General features: G+C 29.4%; 17 protein-coding genes. All 17 read right to left on the bottom strand.

The features are described from left to right. Nucleotides 1-51: 51 nt before the first annotated feature. The 17 genes from ACO5J6_RS02265 to ACO5J6_RS02185 all read right to left on the bottom strand — a co-directional run bounded on the left by ACO5J6_RS02265 (nucleotide 52) and on the right by ACO5J6_RS02185 (nucleotide 19,139). Nucleotides 52-1,122 carry a glycosyltransferase family 2 protein gene (locus ACO5J6_RS02265; RefSeq protein ID WP_485641783.1) on the bottom strand — a complete coding sequence of 357 codons (1,071 nt, stop codon included), beginning with the start codon at nucleotides 1,120-1,122 and terminating at the stop codon, nucleotides 52-54. 24 nt (nucleotides 1,123-1,146) lie between these two features. Further along, complete coding sequence (locus ACO5J6_RS02260; RefSeq protein ID WP_485641781.1) at nucleotides 1,147-2,604, bottom strand: lipopolysaccharide biosynthesis protein; 1,458 nt, start codon at nucleotides 2,602-2,604, stop codon at nucleotides 1,147-1,149. Between the two features lie 32 nt (nucleotides 2,605-2,636). Continuing rightward, nucleotides 2,637-3,620, bottom strand: coding sequence for a KpsF/GutQ family sugar-phosphate isomerase (locus tag ACO5J6_RS02255; RefSeq protein WP_485641779.1), 984 nt, complete (start codon nucleotides 3,618-3,620; stop codon nucleotides 2,637-2,639). A gap of 131 nt (nucleotides 3,621-3,751) precedes the next feature. Further along, the gene (locus tag ACO5J6_RS02250; protein ID WP_485641777.1) at nucleotides 3,752-4,858 is read right to left on the bottom strand and encodes a mannose-1-phosphate guanylyltransferase; all 1,107 of its coding nucleotides are present in this window, start codon (nucleotides 4,856-4,858) and stop codon (nucleotides 3,752-3,754) included. Between the two features lie 108 nt (nucleotides 4,859-4,966). Beyond that, nucleotides 4,967-6,172, bottom strand: a complete 1,206-nt coding sequence (gene alr / locus ACO5J6_RS02245) for an alanine racemase (protein WP_485641775.1) — start codon at nucleotides 6,170-6,172, stop codon at nucleotides 4,967-4,969. Between the two features lie 480 nt (nucleotides 6,173-6,652). After that, complete coding sequence (locus tag ACO5J6_RS02240) at nucleotides 6,653-7,147, bottom strand: hypothetical protein (protein ID WP_485641773.1); 495 nt, start codon at nucleotides 7,145-7,147, stop codon at nucleotides 6,653-6,655. Nucleotides 7,148-7,223: 76 nt separating this feature from the next. Continuing rightward, on the bottom strand, nucleotides 7,224-8,354 hold the full coding sequence (locus ACO5J6_RS02235; RefSeq protein WP_485641771.1) for a glycerate kinase: 1,131 nt from the start codon (nucleotides 8,352-8,354) through the stop codon (nucleotides 7,224-7,226). A gap of 16 nt (nucleotides 8,355-8,370) precedes the next feature. After that, nucleotides 8,371-9,624 (bottom strand): GntP family permease, encoded by a 1,254-nt coding sequence (locus tag ACO5J6_RS02230; RefSeq protein WP_485641769.1) that lies wholly within the window; start codon nucleotides 9,622-9,624, stop codon nucleotides 8,371-8,373. 139 nt (nucleotides 9,625-9,763) lie between these two features. Then, complete coding sequence (locus ACO5J6_RS02225) at nucleotides 9,764-10,855, bottom strand: CdaR family transcriptional regulator (RefSeq protein ID WP_485641767.1); 1,092 nt, start codon at nucleotides 10,853-10,855, stop codon at nucleotides 9,764-9,766. Nucleotides 10,856-10,947: 92 nt separating this feature from the next. Then, on the bottom strand, nucleotides 10,948-11,877 hold the full coding sequence (locus tag ACO5J6_RS02220) for a 3-oxoacyl-[acyl-carrier-protein] synthase III C-terminal domain-containing protein (protein WP_485641766.1): 930 nt from the start codon (nucleotides 11,875-11,877) through the stop codon (nucleotides 10,948-10,950). Between the two features lie 2 nt (nucleotides 11,878-11,879). Beyond that, entirely contained in the window at nucleotides 11,880-13,160 is a 1,281-nt protein-coding gene (locus ACO5J6_RS02215) for a F390 synthetase-related protein (protein ID WP_485641765.1), read from the bottom strand. Then, nucleotides 13,144-13,959, bottom strand: a complete 816-nt coding sequence (locus ACO5J6_RS02210) for an MBL fold metallo-hydrolase (protein WP_485641764.1) — start codon at nucleotides 13,957-13,959, stop codon at nucleotides 13,144-13,146. Before ACO5J6_RS02210 ends, ACO5J6_RS02215 begins: the two co-directional genes overlap by 17 nt. After that, on the bottom strand, nucleotides 13,934-15,001 hold the full coding sequence (locus ACO5J6_RS02205) for an NAD-dependent epimerase/dehydratase family protein (protein WP_485641763.1): 1,068 nt from the start codon (nucleotides 14,999-15,001) through the stop codon (nucleotides 13,934-13,936). Before ACO5J6_RS02205 ends, ACO5J6_RS02210 begins: the two co-directional genes overlap by 26 nt. Before the next feature lie 3 nt (nucleotides 15,002-15,004). Next, the gene (locus tag ACO5J6_RS02200) at nucleotides 15,005-16,294 is read right to left on the bottom strand and encodes a glycosyltransferase (protein WP_485641762.1); all 1,290 of its coding nucleotides are present in this window, start codon (nucleotides 16,292-16,294) and stop codon (nucleotides 15,005-15,007) included. Continuing rightward, nucleotides 16,266-17,066: a hypothetical protein gene (locus ACO5J6_RS02195; RefSeq protein ID WP_485641761.1), complete on the bottom strand. Its 801-nt coding sequence runs from the start codon at nucleotides 17,064-17,066 to the stop codon at nucleotides 16,266-16,268. The genes ACO5J6_RS02200 and ACO5J6_RS02195 overlap by 29 nt, the downstream gene beginning before the upstream one ends. Beyond that, complete coding sequence (locus ACO5J6_RS02190; RefSeq protein ID WP_485641760.1) at nucleotides 17,053-18,360, bottom strand: glycosyltransferase; 1,308 nt, start codon at nucleotides 18,358-18,360, stop codon at nucleotides 17,053-17,055. Before ACO5J6_RS02190 ends, ACO5J6_RS02195 begins: the two co-directional genes overlap by 14 nt. A 5-nt stretch (nucleotides 18,361-18,365) precedes the next feature. Then, nucleotides 18,366-19,139 carry an SDR family NAD(P)-dependent oxidoreductase gene (locus tag ACO5J6_RS02185; protein WP_485641759.1) on the bottom strand — a complete coding sequence of 258 codons (774 nt, stop codon included), beginning with the start codon at nucleotides 19,137-19,139 and terminating at the stop codon, nucleotides 18,366-18,368. Nucleotides 19,140-19,163 lie beyond the last annotated feature (24 nt).

Here is a 19,163-nt window from a genome sequence, read left to right as displayed (position 1 = left end):
TTTTTATTTCCTTTTTTAAAAATATATTTAAATTTATCATCTTCTTTATTGTTATTTTGCTTCTATTATTTGATTTCTCTTACCTGATTTCTTTATTTTTTTGACTTTTTGCCACATATACATTCCTACAGGCAATGCTGCAAGCAAACTTAATTTATCATAGCATTCGCCATAAATTTTAGAAAAACTGTATCCCGCAACTTTACAGAATTTATAATAAACCGCATTATTTAAAATTCTATTTTTAAATGACATTTTATATTTATTTCTCTCATTATGATAAAGTGCCTGCCCTTTCGGATTTTTCAATAATAAATTATTATATTTTGAAGTCAGACCGTCTTTCTGATATTCTTTTATTTCGATTTTTTCATTTATAAAAAGCATTTTATATTTCTGACAAATTCTGTTATAAACAACAGCTTCCGTAATAAATTTTTCTCCGTCAAAAACAGGAAACGGATACTTTTTTAAAATTTCAGTCCGAAACATCAGCCCTTTATCACCTTTGACCCCATATTTATTATAAATATCAAATTGTGTGGAAATCATTTCATTTTCAGGAAAAACGGTACCTATAACTTTTCCGTCGGGATATGTTGATAAATATCCCATTCCTGCTATTCCATATTCAAAATTTTCTAATATTTCATCTCTTTTTTCCGATTTCACTATTTCTTCAAAAGTCTTTTCTTCTTTTACAGAAAAATTTTCTCCGTCATTATACTCTTCTTTTAAATTTCTAAGAATTTCTATATCATTATTTTCAGATATATCAATCATCTGTATATATCTAAACTGTTCCCAATATTTAAGAATTACTTCGAGTCCTTTATTTATATATTCGTCATCAGAATCAAGACATATAAACAACTCCCCCTCTGCTTTCTGAACAGCAAAATTATATGCTCTCTGTTTTCCGCCATTTTCTGTATAGAAATATCTTATGTTCAGCTTATTTTCATTTATAAACTCTTTTACTTTTTCATCAGTTCCGTCGGTAGACCCGTCATCAACTATAAGCCATTCAAAATCTTTAAAAGTTTGATTTTGAAGAGATTTATACAATTTTTCCAATAAATTTTTTCTGTTAAAAGTAGGAGTGAATACAGTGAATTTCATTTTGACCGTTCCTTTCACTTATTACTATTTCTTAATCTTCCCTTTTATTCCGTTTGCAACATTAACTATTTTAGCATAAACTTCTTTGTTTACTATTAATTTTGTAACTATTACCAGATATATTATTTTTAATCCGAATTTTGCCCACGAAATCTTATCATTGGACAGATAAAATATTACAGGATTTACTATAAGAATCAGATACATAATCAATTTTTTATAATTAAAAGATATTTTATATTTTTTCTTTATTATTGTCATTTCCATTATTGTCCTGAACAGATATGCAAGTAATGTCGTCCACGCCGCGATAATAGGACCTATTTCTGGAAATTTCGGTATAAAAATAAGATTTCCCGTTAAATTAAATATCATTGCAAATACCGAAAAATAAGTTATATAAATACTGTCCTCATGAAAATGAAAAAAATAATCAAGACAGAATAATGCCTGCAATACAATTCCCGCAAGGATAAGAGCCATATAATTTATCGCTTTGTAATAACTTGCAGGAAATATGAGCTTTATTCCCTCGGGAGCAAACAACTGTGCTAAGACACAGACAAAAGAAATAATTCCTATAAAATTTTCTACACTTCCTGTAATTTTAGGATTTGATTTATCTTCTTTCATTGCTTCATAAAATTCGGGTGTCCAGCTGTTTATAAAAGAGCCGGTAACAACGGATAAAACTCTTCCTCCGTTAAATGCCAGCGTATATCCGCCTACCGCAGCAAGAGATACAAATTTTGCAATGACAAGCCTGTCGCTTAAATTTACTACTTGGTCCGTCAGTTCTATAAATATTAACGGCAAACCGTTTTTCAAAGAATATTTCATATAATCAAAATTCAGTTTAAGTCTAAATTTCCCGAAATAATCTTTGAAATAATATAGGAACACTATCGACAGTGCTATTAAATTAGCAAACTGATTTCCAAATACTCCCCATTTAAAATATTTTATAAAATAAATTGTCAGAATATACGTAGTAAAAAGACTTACTACACTTCCTATGGCTACTTTCATATACATTCTTTTCATTCTGAAAAGAGTCGTAGAAAGAGTATTAAAAGCATTCATAGTGGCTATCATAACACTTATTATTATTAAAGGGCTATAACTTATTGTACTCAGATCAACAATATAAGAAAACAGTTTTTTTGCCAAAGGAGTAAATAAAAATATATACATCAATATATTAAAAATTATTATAATTAAAGTCGATGAAAACATATAACTTCCAAATTCATCTTCATTATCTTTTAAGTCTACATATTTTTTCATCTGAGCATTATATAATCCCAGACCTAAAATCACTACAAATAATGAGCTTATAGGATTTAATGTTCCTACAATTCCGAATTCCTCCTGTGTCAGTAATCTCGTTATTATCGGCAAAAATATAAATGACCCCATTTTCGTTATTACATTCATCATGGAGTAAACCATTGTCCCTTTTAATAAATTTTTATTATTCATTCAGATAATATTCCCTTTCTCTATTCTTTCCGTTATCTCAATCCTATCAAATCGTGCAGCCTTATTATTCCGACTACATCATCATTTTCTATAACAGGAAGCACACTTATCTGGCTTTTTCTATTTTCCATAAGGTTTAAGGCTTCCATTGCCATTGCATTTTTCCCAATAGAAATCGGAGAGGAAATCATAATATCTTTGGCTTTATATGAAAAAAACTTTTCCTTATTGACGAGAGCCCGTCTTATATCTCCTTCTGTTATAATGCCTATCAATTTCCCGTTCTCTTCTCCTGTATCCGAAATACATACTGCCCCCATTTTTTTCTTCGTAAGGACAAGAAGAACCTTTTCAATATCTTCATCAGGAGATAATACAGGTAGTTCTTCGCCCGTATGCATTAAATCCGATACTGTCAAAAGAAGTCTTTTTCCAAGGCTTCCTCCGGGATGATATTTTGCAAAATCATTTTCAGCAAAACCTTTCATTTTCATAAGAACTGATGCAAGAGCATCTCCCATTACGAGAGTAGCCGTCGTAGAACTCATAGGAGCCGTTCCCAAATCGTTTGCTTCTTTTTCCACTCCTATATTTATAATAATTTCCGAATGTTTTGCCAATGCTGAATATTCATTTCCCGTAAAAGCAACAATTTTAGCCCCTATTTTTTTTATCGGTGTCATAATACTCAGTACTTCGTCAGAACTTCCACTATTGGAAATAGCGATGACTACATCTCCTTTAGAAATCATTCCCAAATCTCCGTGTAGTGCTTCCGCTGCATTTATAAAAATAGATGATGTTCCTGTAGAAGCAAGGGTAGCTGCTATTTTTTTTCCTATAATTCCCGACTTTCCTATTCCGGTAACGATAACTTTATTACGAGTGTTTTCCAAATCTTTTATCATATTTGCAAGTTTTTCAAAATTTTCATTCAATTTATTCTTCACTTTTTCAAGTTCAGAGATTTCTATATCAAAAGTATTTTTTGCTTCCTTTAAAATATCAAATTCCAATTTTACATCCTCCTCAATACATTATGACCCGAATTATCTTCCATTTCTTAAAATTTATAAAAATAGCGATAAATCTTTACAAGTAACTTAAAACAAGTAACTCAAACTAAATATTATATTTTTTGTTACATTTAATTATTATACTTTTCAATTTTCCCCAATATTTTTTTTATTTCCTGACTTTTTTCTTTATGACATACGAGTAACGCATTTTCAGTGTTTACTATTACAATATCTTCAAGTCCTATTGTTGCTATAATTTTATTATGTTCCTTATTTATTATAATATTTCCTTCAGAGTCTATTTCTTCAAATTTTTCAGATTGAATAATATTATTATTTTTATCTTTTGGGAATACGTCCTCTAAGGATTTAAAACTTCCTACATCATTCCAGTCTATGTCTACAGGTATTACAAGGACTGATTTTGTATGTTCCATTACTCCAAAATCTATTGATATTTTTTCAAATTTTTCAAATTCTTCCCTTATATAATCGCTTAATTTTTTACCATAAAATTCATTTAAATCTATTTTGTTTATCATTTCTTCCATTTTTTCCAAAATCAGTTTATGAGAATCCATATATTTCTTTATCTCATTCAGGATAAATTCCGTTTTCCATATGAACATTCCGCTGTTCCAGAGATAATTTCCCTTTTCTATATATTTTTCAGCAATCTCTTTATTAGGTTTTTCTCTGAAACTTTTCACTTTATATATTTCAAACTTTTCATCAGATTCTTTGTCAGAATTTTTATTTTTGATATACTCAATATATCCGTATCCCGTTTCAGGATAAGACGGTTTTATTCCCAATGTTACAATAACGTCTTTTTCTGCTTTTTCAAAAGCAAATTCAAGACTTTCCAGAAACTCCTTCTCTTTTTTTATGAGGTGATCGGACGGCAATACTGCCATTACACTATCATTATATATTTTCTGTATTATCAGTGCCGCATAACCGATACAAGCTGCGGTATCCCTCGCCATAGGTTCAAAAATTATATTTTTTTCAGGTATTTCCGGCAACTCTTTTTTTATAATATCCAGATAGAAAATATTTGTCGAAATAAATATTTTTTCAGCAGGAATTAATTTTACAACTCTGTCCACTGTTTCCCTTATCATTGTTTTTTCAGACACTAAATCCAGAAACTGTTTCGGTCTTTCATTTGTTGATAATGGCCAAAATCTTGTTCCGCTCCCGCCTGCCATTATTAATACAACTTTGTTCATTATTTTCTCCTAATTTTTTATTTTTAAATTATTATACTTAAAATTATTATAATATTATACCACTTTATTCTAAAAATTTTAATTCTTCAATTCTTAAATTTTCTGAAATCAGATTAATACTCTCTTTATTTCTTTATCCCACTTTGTAAGTACATCATCCTGTATTGTTTCAGCCCATTCAGACATTTTCAGAAGTGTAATTTCTTCTTTTCCCTGTTTTCCTATAATTACGGCTTCATCATCAATCTGTACATTTTTAATATGAGTTATGTCAACTATGATCATATCCATACATATTTCCCCTAAAATTTTGGCTTTTTCACCGTGAACAAGTACATAAGACTCTTTGGTTTCAATCTGTTTTTGTAAACCATGGGCATATCCTACAGGAATTACTGCCACAGTTTTATTTTCTTTCAGCGTATTTTTATTTCCGTAAGAAATCTTTTCTCCTCTTTTTATTTTTCTTATATTTATAACTTTTGAAACCACTTTTACCGCATTGTATAATCCTGAGCTTTCAAATAACGGCTCCATTCCGTACATTGCCATACCTGTTCTTACAAAATCATAGTTGTATTTTTTCCCATATTTAAATAATAACGGACTTGCCTGAATATGTTTAAATCTATATTTTATCTTATTTTTATCAAATAATGATACAACCCTGTCATATTTAGTTATTTGATTTTCGGTTTCTTTTTCATTTTCCACATTAAAAATATGGGAATAAACCGAAATAATATCTAAATTTGGATTTTCTTCTAATATTTTTATCAATTTTTCTATTTCTTCTTCATCAAAGCCTAATCTATTCATTCCTGTATTAAGTTTTATATGTATTTTTAATTTATTATTTTTTTCAATATTATTTCCGACAACTTCGGTATCTTCGAAATTATCATTCTTTTTTATGATATTACTGTTTTTTTTATTATTTTTCAGAATATCAAATCTTTTTAAAGCCTCAATATACTTTTCAAGCTGTTTAAAATTAAAAATTGTTATTTCAATATCATTTTTTAAAACCTTTTTTATTTCACTTTCTTCAATATAATTCAATGTCATAATAGAAATTTCTCCCAATATATCAGGATAATCTTTTTCTATTAGTCTTCTGATTTTAAATGCTTCCGATATATATGCTGCCGCAAAATATCTGCAATTATTTTCTATAAGTACGGGTAGTATGTTTTCTATTCCTAATCCGTAAGCATCATCTTTCAAAACACAAATTATATTGTCATTTATTTTTCTTATTTTTATCAAATTTTTCTCTATATTTTTTTTATCTATTTCTATTTTTATAAGCATTTTATATCACTTTTATTTTCCTCTTATTCTATATTATTTTTCAAATATCCCTCTTAAAAAATTAATTTTTTTAATATTTTGTAACAATCCCATAAAATCAGTATCATTCTCCAAAATCTTGAAATTCCTGAAATTTTATATCAATCTCACAAAAGAATATTTCATTTAATTTCCTCATATTATATCATATTTTCTCTTTTTATAAAAAACTTATTCCTGAAAAATAAAAAGAACCTCAGTTGGTTCTTTTAAATACTCAAATTTAAATATCTTATATATTTGAAGATTTACAATTTTATAATTTAAAACTGTTTTTCTTTCGATTTTTTATCATATTTTTTATATCGAATAAAAAACTAATAAAAGACTCCTGTATCATAATCTAATTTTCTGAAACAGGAATTCTTTATATCTAAATTTATCATTTCTTATATCCGACATCCGGATTACCGTTTTGATATTGTTATTTTTTTACATTTATTATTTTTCAAGTTCTGCAAAATGTCTTACTTTTGATATATCCTCAGGGTCAATGACTGCTACTTTTCCATGTTTTGTATCATAAGCATAATAATAACTGTCCGGAGCTTTCAAATAAATATTTTTATATACTTCCATTTTTATTTTATTGATTTCAGGTTCTTCTTTTTCTCCTTCTTCACCATAATTATATGTTGTTATATAATAACCGTCTTTTTCCTTTGTTATTTCAAATTCATCATAGGAATCAGGATAAGAAAATTTATGCCCTACTATTTTATCAAAATGAGTTTTTCCATCAGTTGTAAATTTTATAATTTCGATTTCCTCTGATGTTTCTGAAACAGTCTTATCACTTTCTTTATTTTCAGACGATTGTTCATTCTGTACGTTTTGTTCTACTTTAATATCATTGGAAGCAGTCTCTATTTTTTCTTCTTTCTTTCCACAACTGATAATCACTATTAATAATAATAAAAACAATACTCTTTTCATATAATTATCTCCTGTTTTTTATTTTAATTATATCAAATTTTTAATTTAAAATCAAATTATTGTTTTTACATAATAATTATCTAATTATATTAATAACTGAAAAGATATTTCTCACTGTACTTTCAAGATTTTCTTTTCCGCATTTGATTGCATTTTCGAGACTTCTCACTCCGGGCATTATTGAAAACAGACAGTCAAAACCATTTTCATATAATATTTCATAACCGTCGCCCAAATTACCGGCTACTCCTATTACAGGAATATTATATTTTTTAGCTAACTGTGCCACACCGAAAGGAGTTTTCCCTAATATAGTCTGCTTATCCATTGAGCCTTCTCCCGTAATTACAAAATCAGCTTTTTTTAATATTTTTTCCAATCCTGTTGTTTCAATGACTATATCTATCCCTTTTTTCAGTACAGCATTTAATGTCAGCAGTCCCGCTCCCAATCCTCCTGCTGCTCCTGCCCCCGGAATATTATTTATATCTTTTCCCAAATCTCTTGATATGATTTTCGAATAATGAAGCAGATTTTTATCAAGAACTTCAATCATTTCAGATGTTGCCCCTTTCTGAGCACCGAAAATATATGAAGCTCCGTTTTTTCCTGTAAGAGGATTATTTACATCACATGCTGCAAGTATCTCGATATTTTCAAGTCTTTTATCCAATTCTGAAAAATCAATCTTTTCTATTTTACCCAGCTCATATCCGCCGAAGCCTATTTCTTTCCCGTCCTTATCAGTTAATTTTGCCCCTAATGCCTGAAGCATTCCTGCCCCTCCGTCATTAGTCGCACTTCCTCCTATCCCAAGTATTATTTTACTGACATTTTTTTCCAGTGCTTTAAGTATTAGCTGTCCCGTTCCAAATGTCGTAGTAATATAAGGATTTCTTTTCTCCACAGGGATAAGTTCCAGACCGCTTGTTGACGCCATTTCAATAATTGCTGTTTTCTTATCTCCCAATATTCCATATCTTGAAACAATCTCCTCTCCAAGAGGATTTAACGTCTTTTCTTTATATATTCTCCCTTCAGTAGCATCTATCAGCGATTCGAGAGTTCCTTCACCTCCGTCAGCCATAGGCACTTTCACTATTTCCCAATAAGGAAATACAGTAACTATCCCTTTTTCTATGGAATCACATGCTTCTTTTGCAGTCATGCTCTCCTTGAAAGAATCAGGAGCCACTACTATTTTCATATTTTTCTCCTTTTATTTAAAAATGAAATATTCCAAACAATATTGTCGAAACAGCGGTTAATACTAATCCTACAGTTGTTTCAAAAGGAATTAATAAAAGTCTGTCTTTCATTTCCATATTTACTGAACCTCCTGTCGCATGGAAAAAACTTCCGTGAGGTAAATGGTCCAAAACAGTCGCTCCTGAATGTATCATAGCCGCTGCACTTAACGGCTGTACTCCTAAAGACACTATGGATGGTCCGAATACTTTACTTGCTACCGCCGTACCTGATGTAGTTGAAGCTGTTGCAGCCGACATCAGTATACCTGACAACGGTGCCAATAAAAATGCAGGTGCACCTGTAGAATTCAGAAGTGATGTTATCAAATCTTTAATATTTGAATTAGCTATTATCCCTGATAATGTACCTGTACCTATCAATATGATCGCTACCATTATCATTTTATTAAGACCTGTTTTGCAGTATTCATTTATATTTCTAATTTTTCCCATAGCCAGACATCCGATAAATCCTCCTAAAGGTAAAGCAATCAAAGGATCTACAACTATTTTAGCTATTGGTCTCAAAGCCAGTAAAAATATCGCAAATAAAGGTCCTATAATTGAGGCAAAAAATGACGGATATTCCTTACGCTCTTCCTCCTGTATGTCCTCGTCCGCTATTTTTGCACCTTTTTTTGAAAGAATTTTTGCAATAACTACTGTTACAATTATTCCAAAAACTGCCGGAATAAGACCTGCAAACATAATAGACGTCAAAGGTATATTGAATGCTTCCGAAGCTGCGATAGCATTAGGATTAGGCGATATAATATTCCCGGCTTTTCCTCCACCTATCATCGCTATGAGAATGGAAGTTTTTGAAATATTGATTTTTTTTGCCAGTGCCAGTGCTATAGGGGCAACAGTAATGACTGCTATATCTATAAATACTCCTACAGCTGTAAGTATACATGCAGAAATTACCAAAGCAAATAGTGCTTTTGACTCTCCAAGGGTATTAACAATAGTTTCTGCTATTTTACTTGCCGCTCCCGTTTCAATAAGAACCCCTGCCAATATTCCCGCAGTAACTATCCTTAAAATTGCGGGCATCATTCCTTGAGCTCCTTTAACCATAAAACTTACAGTATCTACAAGTCCTGCACCTCCTAAAAGTCCCCCTACAAGAGAACCTATAATAAGTGAATATGCAGGATTAAATTTGCGTATTATTAAAATTATAGCCAGAACAAGACCAGCTATAGCTCCTGTCGCCGAAATCATAATACTACCTCCTAATTTTTCTATAATATTGTTCGATATTATTATAATTTTTAGCAGTATAAAAAAACAATGTTTTCCAATATAACTTTTTTTATATGGATATGTTATGTGTAACAAAAAAATAATTTGATTTTTAATTTTAATATAAGAAAAAAGCCAGTTTCAGAACTGCAAAATCTCTGTATTTTCTTATATCAAGACCTGTTTTTTCGCTGAATTTTATGATTTGATATTGTAACGTATTTTTGTGCAGAAACATAACTTTTGATATTTCTTTTATGCTTCCATTATATTTTTCATAATAATAAAAAATCTGCTTAAAATTTTTTATTTCTTCTTCCGTTACATTTTTAAACATATTTTTTAAAAATTCCCTTTTCTTCTCTTCGGAAACATCATATAGCAATAGACCAAATCTCATAGAATTATAAAAAATCTTATCTCTTTTTATGTTTTTCGCCCATTTTAAAGCTTTTACAGCTTCATTATAGGAATCAGGTAATTTTTTAAAATTCATTTTTGAATTTCCTATCCCTATTTGAAATTCTATTTCGAGAGTATCCTGTATATTTTTAAAAAATCTGTTTATACTCTTTTCATCTCTATGAAGTAAAATTCCGATAAAGAAAAAATCCTTATTTATAAACAACTCTCCTTTTCGGGAGTGTTCTCTCATTGTTTCCAAAATTTTTCTCTTATATTCCCAAAATTCCGTTTCCTTTCCTTTATATTGAGCCGAAAAAACCGTCAATTCATCTGCTTTTTTTACATTTTTAAATTCTTCCGAATTTAGTGTAATGGAATTTTTTTCGTCTGTTTTGTTATATATTAAGTCGTTCATAATAATTTTCATATACTCATCTTCATTTACCAGTTTTTCACTCATATATGCTTCTTTTATAAGTATTTCAGTCATTTTCTTTATTATATTTCCATATTGTTTTACCTCTTCATAATTACCTGAAATCCCTATAACGCTTATAATTTGCCCTTTAAATATAACAGGAAGATTGACCCCTTTTTTGGAGCCTGCATACTCATCATCTTCTTTTATTATAATTATTTTCTTTTTCTTAGCCGCAATATATCCACCCTCATGATAAGTTCCCACTCTTTTCGGATCTGTACTTGCTATGATTTTCCCGTCAATATCAATATAATTAAAATCTTTTCCGATAATGCCTTTCAGCTCTTTTACTATTTTTTCAGCTATTTCCTTATAATTTGCCATAAAAATACCTGCCTTATCAATATTCTAACTTATTATTTTATCTTTTTATATTATTTTTTGTTTATTTTGTATATATTTATATATATTATATATTACATTTTTATCAACATCAAATTTGTTGTAAGTCCGGCAGCAGTACCTATAAATAGAATTGTATCCCCCGATTTCACTTTTTCTGTTTCCAAAGCATAGCATAAAGCAAAAGGTACCGAAGCTGAAATCATATTTCCGTATTCGGCAACAACATCAATATATCTGTCTTTATCGACACCCAGTTTTTTCATAATTAGAGGCATTGCAGAACTTGCCTGATGAGGAACTACCATGTCAATGTCATTTATAGTTATATTATTCTTATCCAGAAAATTCTTCATCATTTCAGGAATTTTTTTCTTAGACAGCGATAAAACTATTTTTCCTTTCATATCGAACATAAATTCTTCTTTTGTTTCCTCGGAATAATTTTTTGGATGAAAGTTTGAAAGTCCTCCACGTATTTCCGTAGAATGAGCACCTTCAGACCATGTTTTCTGCTCTGCTGAAATTACACCTTTATTTTCTTCAGTTTTTTCTATAATAATTGCTGTTGCCGCATCGCTAAACAGCTCATAACTTTCCTTTTGATTGGGATTTAATCCCAGTGAAGCCGACTCACCGGAAACTATTAATATTCTTTCATACCTTCCCGCTTCAATCATATAGGACATTATATCCAAAGCAGTTATAAAACTCGTACATGTCGTATTTATATCCAGAGCGGGAATATCTGTTCCTTTGGCAATAACTTCATGTATCAGGGCAGCTGTACATGGTATCGGCTGAATACCTATAGAACTTGTGGAAATTATGCAATCTATATCATTTATCGATATATTAGCTTTTTTTAATGCTTTTTTAGAGGCATCTACCGCTAAAGCCAGCAGTGTTTCATTTCCCGTCATTCTGTATCGTGTTTGATTTCCAAATTTTACTGTATTTTTCGGTAAACTTACTCCATATCCTATTATTTTTAATTTTCTCATTTTCAAACCTCTTTTTTCATTTTTTGACAAATTCTTTTTAGCTTAATTTTATTATCTATAGTATATTCTATAAATTTTATCCTTACATTTTCTACATTTACGGAATTAAATAATTTTCCAAATTCTTTGTAAATTTCTTTTTTCTGTTTTTCATTAATATCGGGAACTGCTATTTCAAGACAGTCATATTCAGTTTGAAACACCTGATATTCCCTTATTTCCTCTACAAAAAGTATACATCTTCTTATAAAGTCAGGGAAAACCGTTACAGTTTTTTTATCCCTGTCAATAAATTTAAAAATATCGTCGGCTCTGCCCTCTATTCTTTCTATCCTTTGAAATACTGAACCACATTTACAGGGCTCATTATTCTCAATGAGAATATCATTCAGCCTGTATCTTATAAATGGCTGACTCGTCCTTTTAAAATCCGTTATAATCGGATAAAATCTCTTGTCATCTATATATTCTTTTTCAAATTTTATTATATCTTCATTCAAGTGAAGCGACCCGTAAGGACAAGTACACCCTAAAAAACCCTCTGTCGCTTGATATATCTGATGAATTATCTTATTCCCGAAACATTCGGATATATATTCTTCATCCTTTTTTTCAAGTATTTCCGCTACAGATATTATTTTTTCAGGAGAAATATTTAATACACCCTGTTTTTTCCTATCTCCGAGCAAAATCAGCATTGACGCAGGAGCTATAAGTATATTCGGATTAAATTTATTCAATCTGTCAATATGTTTATCAACATTCTCAAAAGTATCAAAATATTTTAGTCTAATGACAGATGAATTTACAGATTTATACAGTCCATTGTCAGCCCTTAGAAAAAATGCAATCCTATGTCCTGTCAGCTTTATTTCGGGCAGCATTTTTGCTAAAATTGTTCCTGCCCATATAGCCTGTTCTTCATCAGTTGTTACAAAAATTCCTCTGTGTCCCGAAGTTCCCGATGAAAGTCCTACAGAAAATTTTTTATATTTTTTATCAAAATTTCTTGTTCTTTCACTTTCCAAAGCTATTTTCATAGCCTCATCTTTCTTTATCCCCAAAGTATTCAGTTCATCAAAATTTTCCATTACAAATTTCTTATCACTTATAAAATCAGCTTTAAAATCATTTCTTCTAAAATATGGAGATTTTTCTTTTAAATATTTTAAATGTTTTTCCACTTCTTTTTTCTGATAAATCTCAAGTTCTTTTCTCGTTTTAAATCTACGTTTCCATCTCGCTTCAATAAACGAAGAAAGCATTTTAAAAATTTTTTTCATCCAAAATACCTTTTATCCTTTCAGGAACATCATGACTTACAATAATATCAATATTATTTTTCATAAGTTCTTTCAAAAATTCAATACCTTTTTTATATTCCGAAAAATTATTCTGAATTAATTTAGGAAGAAATTTGATTTTATCAGTTAATTTTAGCAAATCAACTCCCCAACACACATCAGCAGCTAAAAAAAGATTTTTTTCTTTTATATAAAGACATCCCTGCCCTTCAGCATGCCCTCCCATTGAGCTTAATAATAGGCTTCCGTCACCAAATAAATCATAACTTCTGATGTAAGGAAACTCGGGGGCATATGAATTTATCCTTATTATTTCCAATCTTTCTTCAAAATTTTCAGGTAAAAATTCTTTAAAAATCAATGATTTAAAAGAATGATTTTTATATTCCCTAAAACACTCCTCTGTTAATATAATTTTTGCATTGGAGAAAAATTCCATTTCTCCTATATGGTCAGGATGTAAGTGAGATAAAATAACATAATTTATATCTTCCGTTCTAATTCCAATTTTTTTCAGCTGATTGTTTATCAGATCTTCCTTTTTCAAAGTAACAGGATTCAATGCCGTATAAAACCAATATTTCAGCTTTTTCTTTTCAATGATTTTTATATTATAACCTGTATCATAAAGTATATATCCTTTTTCTTTATGCTTTAGGAGAAATACTCCCGCATAAAATTTTCTCTCTTTTTTGGGCACTCCTTTAAAAATCCTCTGCATATCATTAGTACAATAGCCACAAGGAAAATAATCAATTTTTTCTATTATATCTGACATATTTTTCTACTCCTTCAGCTAAAGTCATTTTCGGTTTATAATTTAGCTCCCTTTTTGCTTTGTCGATACACAATGTCTGGCTGTATCTCATAAGATAAAGAGTATACATAGTAATTGGCGGTTCTTTGTCTATCTTAAATAAGCGATAGATTTTTTCCATTATGTTTACAAAAAATTTCACTATAATATAGTTTTTTTGAATAAACTTAGGTTTTTCTCCCATTTCTCTGAAAAAACTTTCAAGGATATTTTTAAACATTACAGGTTCATCATTAGTAATATTATAAACCTGTCCTGAAGATTTATCACTTTCAAGAGCTAACCTTATTGCAAATGCAACATTTTCGACACAAGTAATATCTACAAGCTGTTTTCCGTCGTTAAACAGAGGAATACCTCGAGTTTTATTTAAATTCAGAAGTCTTGGAATAATACTCGTATCTCCTATACCGAAAAGCCCTCTTGGGCGAATTATGGTACAGGGAACATCAGTATATTCCCTTATTTTCTTCTCTGCCATTATTTTACTTTTTATATAAAAATTCAGGTTGTTTTCTTTGGGAGCTTCTTCTTCTCTCACATTCAGCTGTTCTTTAGCTCCCGCATAAATACTCGGCGAAGAAACAAAAATAAGTTTTTCTATCTTATAAATCCTGCATACATTTAGTATATTTTCTGTTCCTTTGACATTGGCACTATAAAAATCTTCCCATTTTCCCCATACGGTTGACAGTCCTCCTGCATGAATAATAGCTGATATTTTTTCAGTACCGCTCTTATTACAGTTTCCATTTTCTTTAGCTTCGTTTCTTATTTTTGTAATGTTATTTTTATCAGACTGCTCATTTTCCATTATTTTTATAATATCATTTTTATTCGTAAAATCTCCTTTAAAAAATTTCACGTTTTTTCTTCCTTTTTCCAAACTTTTTCCTATTTCTTCGTTTCTTCCCATTGCTATAATCTCATAACCATTTTCCATAAGCTCATCTATAATATACTTCCCCAAAAATCCTGTCGCTCCCGTTACTAAAACTTTCATATATTATTTCTCCTGATTTTTTGATAATTTCTCTGTCAACAGCCTGTCTATTTCATTTTTTAAAATTTCTGTAGGTAAATAATTTTCAAAATTTTTATGAATTTTTTCAAGATTTTTCCATTCTTTTCTTTCCAGCATTTTTTGAAATGCTGTTTTTATGGACTTTTCAGATTTCAAATTTGCAATAAAAGCAATATCTGCCATTTTTGCACGTACAGCATAATCAAACTGATCATAATCGTGAGGAATTATAACCGCAGGTTTATTATATTTGATAGCTTTATACATAATTCCCGCTCCTCCATGATGTATGACATAATCTATATGGGGAAATACTGCTTCATAGTCTATATATTTATATACAAATACATTTTCGGATATTTTTTTTATATCTTCATCTTTTTTTGTATAATCTCCCGAAGATACTGTAAAACAGATTTCGGGATATTCATTCCCCAGCTTTTCAGCTATTTTAACCATTTTTTCTTTTGCCCACAGAACATGAGTTCCATTACACAACAATACTGTTTTTTTAAATTTCGAAGTATCTATAAAAGAATAATTTTTTTTATCAAAAGACGGCGAACACGGACCTGCCCATAAAAATCTTTCAGGAAAATCATCTCTAAATTCCAGTTCTTTCATTCCTATTGCCAAAATTGAATAGGGTGAATAAATCGTTTCTTCTCCGTTTTTATTATAAAGTCTAAAATCAAAAGCTTTCAGTTCTTTAGATACAGTCAGGCAGACAAGTCTTTTAAAATTTCTTATTACAGCTCTTCCTATACTGTCTCTTATTTTATAAAACATATTACTTTTCGGATACCAGCCTCCTAAATATCCCGGTGTTGTGTTTTTATTTTCAATAGCAAAAGGAGTGGGCATAGTAGTTATCCACGGTATATCCAGCTTATTACAGGCTATTCCTGCGGGAACCGCTGTAAAATCAGCTATTACAATGTCAGTATTTCTTTTTTCAAATTCTTCTTTCAAATCATTTATAATCTGAGGAATTATTTTCATATTTTCCTTAAATTGTTTATATAAAGCGATTACATCAGTTTTTTCAGGAGTGTTTGCTATGTCTTCAAAAATAGTCGGACGGTCTTTCAATATAACCTTACACTTTATTCCAAGACTTTCCACGACTTCTTCTTTCTGTATTCCCGTATAGACACAAATATCATATCTCTCATCATTTATAAGAGGTCCTATCATTTCCAGCAGAGGATATAAATGTCCGCTAAAAGGAGGAGCGACAACATCAACTTTTATTTTTTTCCAGCCACTCATAAATAAACTCCTTAATTTTCTTATTTTCTAAATAATTTAGATGTTCACAGTCGACTTCCTCGTCAGATTTATGAAAATCAAGTATTTTAGTATAAATATCTTTTTTCCCTTTAAAGATTATACAGTTTTCTATTTTTCCATATCCCTGTGCAACAGGACCTAATGAAAATATCTGAAAACTTTTCTCTTTTATATTCTGATTTTCCAAAACTGTATTTTGTTCTTTTGAAATACAGTTCTGTTTTCTTAAAATATAATTTTGCTTTTCGGAAATACAACTCTGCTCTCTCAAAATATGATTTCGATTTTTTAAAACATAATTCTGTTCTTTTGAAATATGATTTTGTTCTCTCAAAACATTATCTCGTTTCTTTAGAACATATTTTAACAGATTCAGACCCGAACTTTGAGTTATTATAACTACATTATCAAGGTCAAACAAAGGTTTTAGATGTCTTTCTATTTCTCTCTGAAATTTTTTATTATACAAAGTATGCCAGTAATAGACTATATTTGAAACTGACGCTTTAAGTATGGAAACTTTTTCAAACTTTTTATGTTCAAAATTCTCATTATAAGGAAAATTTGAATTTATAATGTTATAACCGAATTCTTTAAAAATTTTCAAAAAATTTTTCTGAGTTTCTGATAATGAGGCACTTTTATAATTACTGCTTCCACTTAGTATAATCACTGTCTTTTCCTTTTTTATAAGTGTATCGTCTACATTCAGATGTTGCAACTCTTTCAGATAGCTGCTAAACTTTTTCATAAGAAATTCTCCCGTCGGAAACACGAATTTTTTTATTTCTCCATTTTATTACAGGAGGAGTAACTAATGTATATATAAATATCAATATAATAATTATATCACTTATTATCTCATAAAAAATGACGGCAAAACTTTCTTTCTTTTTTAAAAGATAATATCTGAAAAAAAACAAAATAAAAGCTTTTATTATAAAAATGATGAAAGTAGTAAATATATATTTTATTCCTTCAAATAGACTTATACCAAGCAGTAATCCTGGAAGTATAGCAGGCAAAAATATAAATATAAGGAATTTTGCTGAAAAGGCTCTTTTTATATAGATTTTAGTAAATAAAAACCACCTTTTCATAAGCAGTATATAATCCATAATTTTTTTTACAGTAGTTCTAACATTACAAAAAACTCCTGTCTGAATTATTTTCACTCCTTTTTTGGATAAATAAGAAGCTAAAGCCAAATCATCACATAATTCATATTTTATTTCTTCAAAAACATTATATTTTTTAAAAAGTTCCGTTTTTCCCATATAAAACATTCCATTTATCGTTTTGCTTTCTTCCATATATGCCATTGGGAAATATGTCAGGAAAGAATTTCCATTTACAAAAGCTGCCGTCAGTTTTGAAAATATCCCTGTCGTTCCATAATTATAAGGTATTCCTGTTGCAATCCATTCATCCTTTCTTTTTTCATAAATACTAAATTCATTTATCCTATCCATATTTATAACAGTGTCGTCATCTAAAACAATTATATATTCTGTCTGAACTTTTTTAATTATTTGAGCAATTTTAAAAATTTTAGGATTTATTTCTTGTGGCACTTCATCAATCTCAAAAACAGTTACTCTTTTTGAAAAATTTTTATTATTCATTATTTCCTTTTTTGACGAATTTTCTAAAAAATCCCCGTTATTAAACTCTTTCTCTAAAAAAATTTTTTCATCTACTTTTTTATTTCCCGAGATTTCGTTATTTTTCAATATTTCTTTTACTACTTCTTGAGCAGTTATATCATTTTTATCGATTAACCATATAAATTTTATTTTATCAGTATTTTTGAGATTAGCTGTCAAATCCTCCGCAAGTCTTGGATCTCCCGAAAGAATTGGCTGTATAACAGTATAATTTTCTTCATTAATACCATATTTGATATTATCTTCGATATTATTTTCAATACTGTTTTTTATCTTGTTTTCTATATCTCTAAAATATCTATATGCAAAAATCAGCTTCAAAGTAAATAAACTTATCGTCATAAAAATCAGCAAATAATAAAAAGAATAAATGGACATTTAAACTAAACTCCTTTTCTTAAAAATTTTTCGATTATTTTCAATTGCAATGAAATCGGCAATAATCTCATTAATCCTGAAAAAACTCTATTTTTAAATCCTATAACCGAAAATCTTTTTTTCCGTTCAAAAATTTTTATTATAGCTTTTGCAGTGTCATAAGCACTCATTTCGTATTTAGTATAGACGGCAAATTTTTTTCTTGTACTTTCACTAAAAAAATTAGTATTCACAGGACCGGGACATATACTTAACACTCTCACATTTTTATTTTTCACACTCACTTCCTTATCCAAAGACAAAGAATAATAAAGAAGTGATACTTTTGAAGCACTGTAAACATTAAGATACGGATTGGGATACAATGAAGCTGTAGAACATATATTTATTACCGTTCCGACTCCTTTTCCGATAAATTTTTCCACAAATAATCTGCTTAAAATCATTGGAGCAATAAAATTCACATTTATCATTTTTATTTCCTCATCTTTAGATAAACTTTCAAAATCACCTATTTTTCCAATTCCCGCACAATTTATAATTATATCTGTTTCCATGCCGTAATTTTCTGCCAGTTCACTCAATCTGTCCGTGTTATTTAAATCATATTGAATTATATTACATTTTATTTTATATTTACCCAAAATTTCTTTCTGTACGTTTTTCAGTTTTTCAACAGTCTTTCCTAATAAAAATAAATCAAAATTCTTTTCGGCAAATAAAATTGCCAGCTCTTTTCCTATTCCTGAACCTGCTCCCGTAATCAGTACAACAGACATATAATTCTCCTATTTTAATTCATT

The sequence above is a fragment of the Pseudoleptotrichia sp. genome (assembly GCF_057270515.1).
This window is presented reverse-complemented; position numbering and strand designations above follow the sequence as displayed.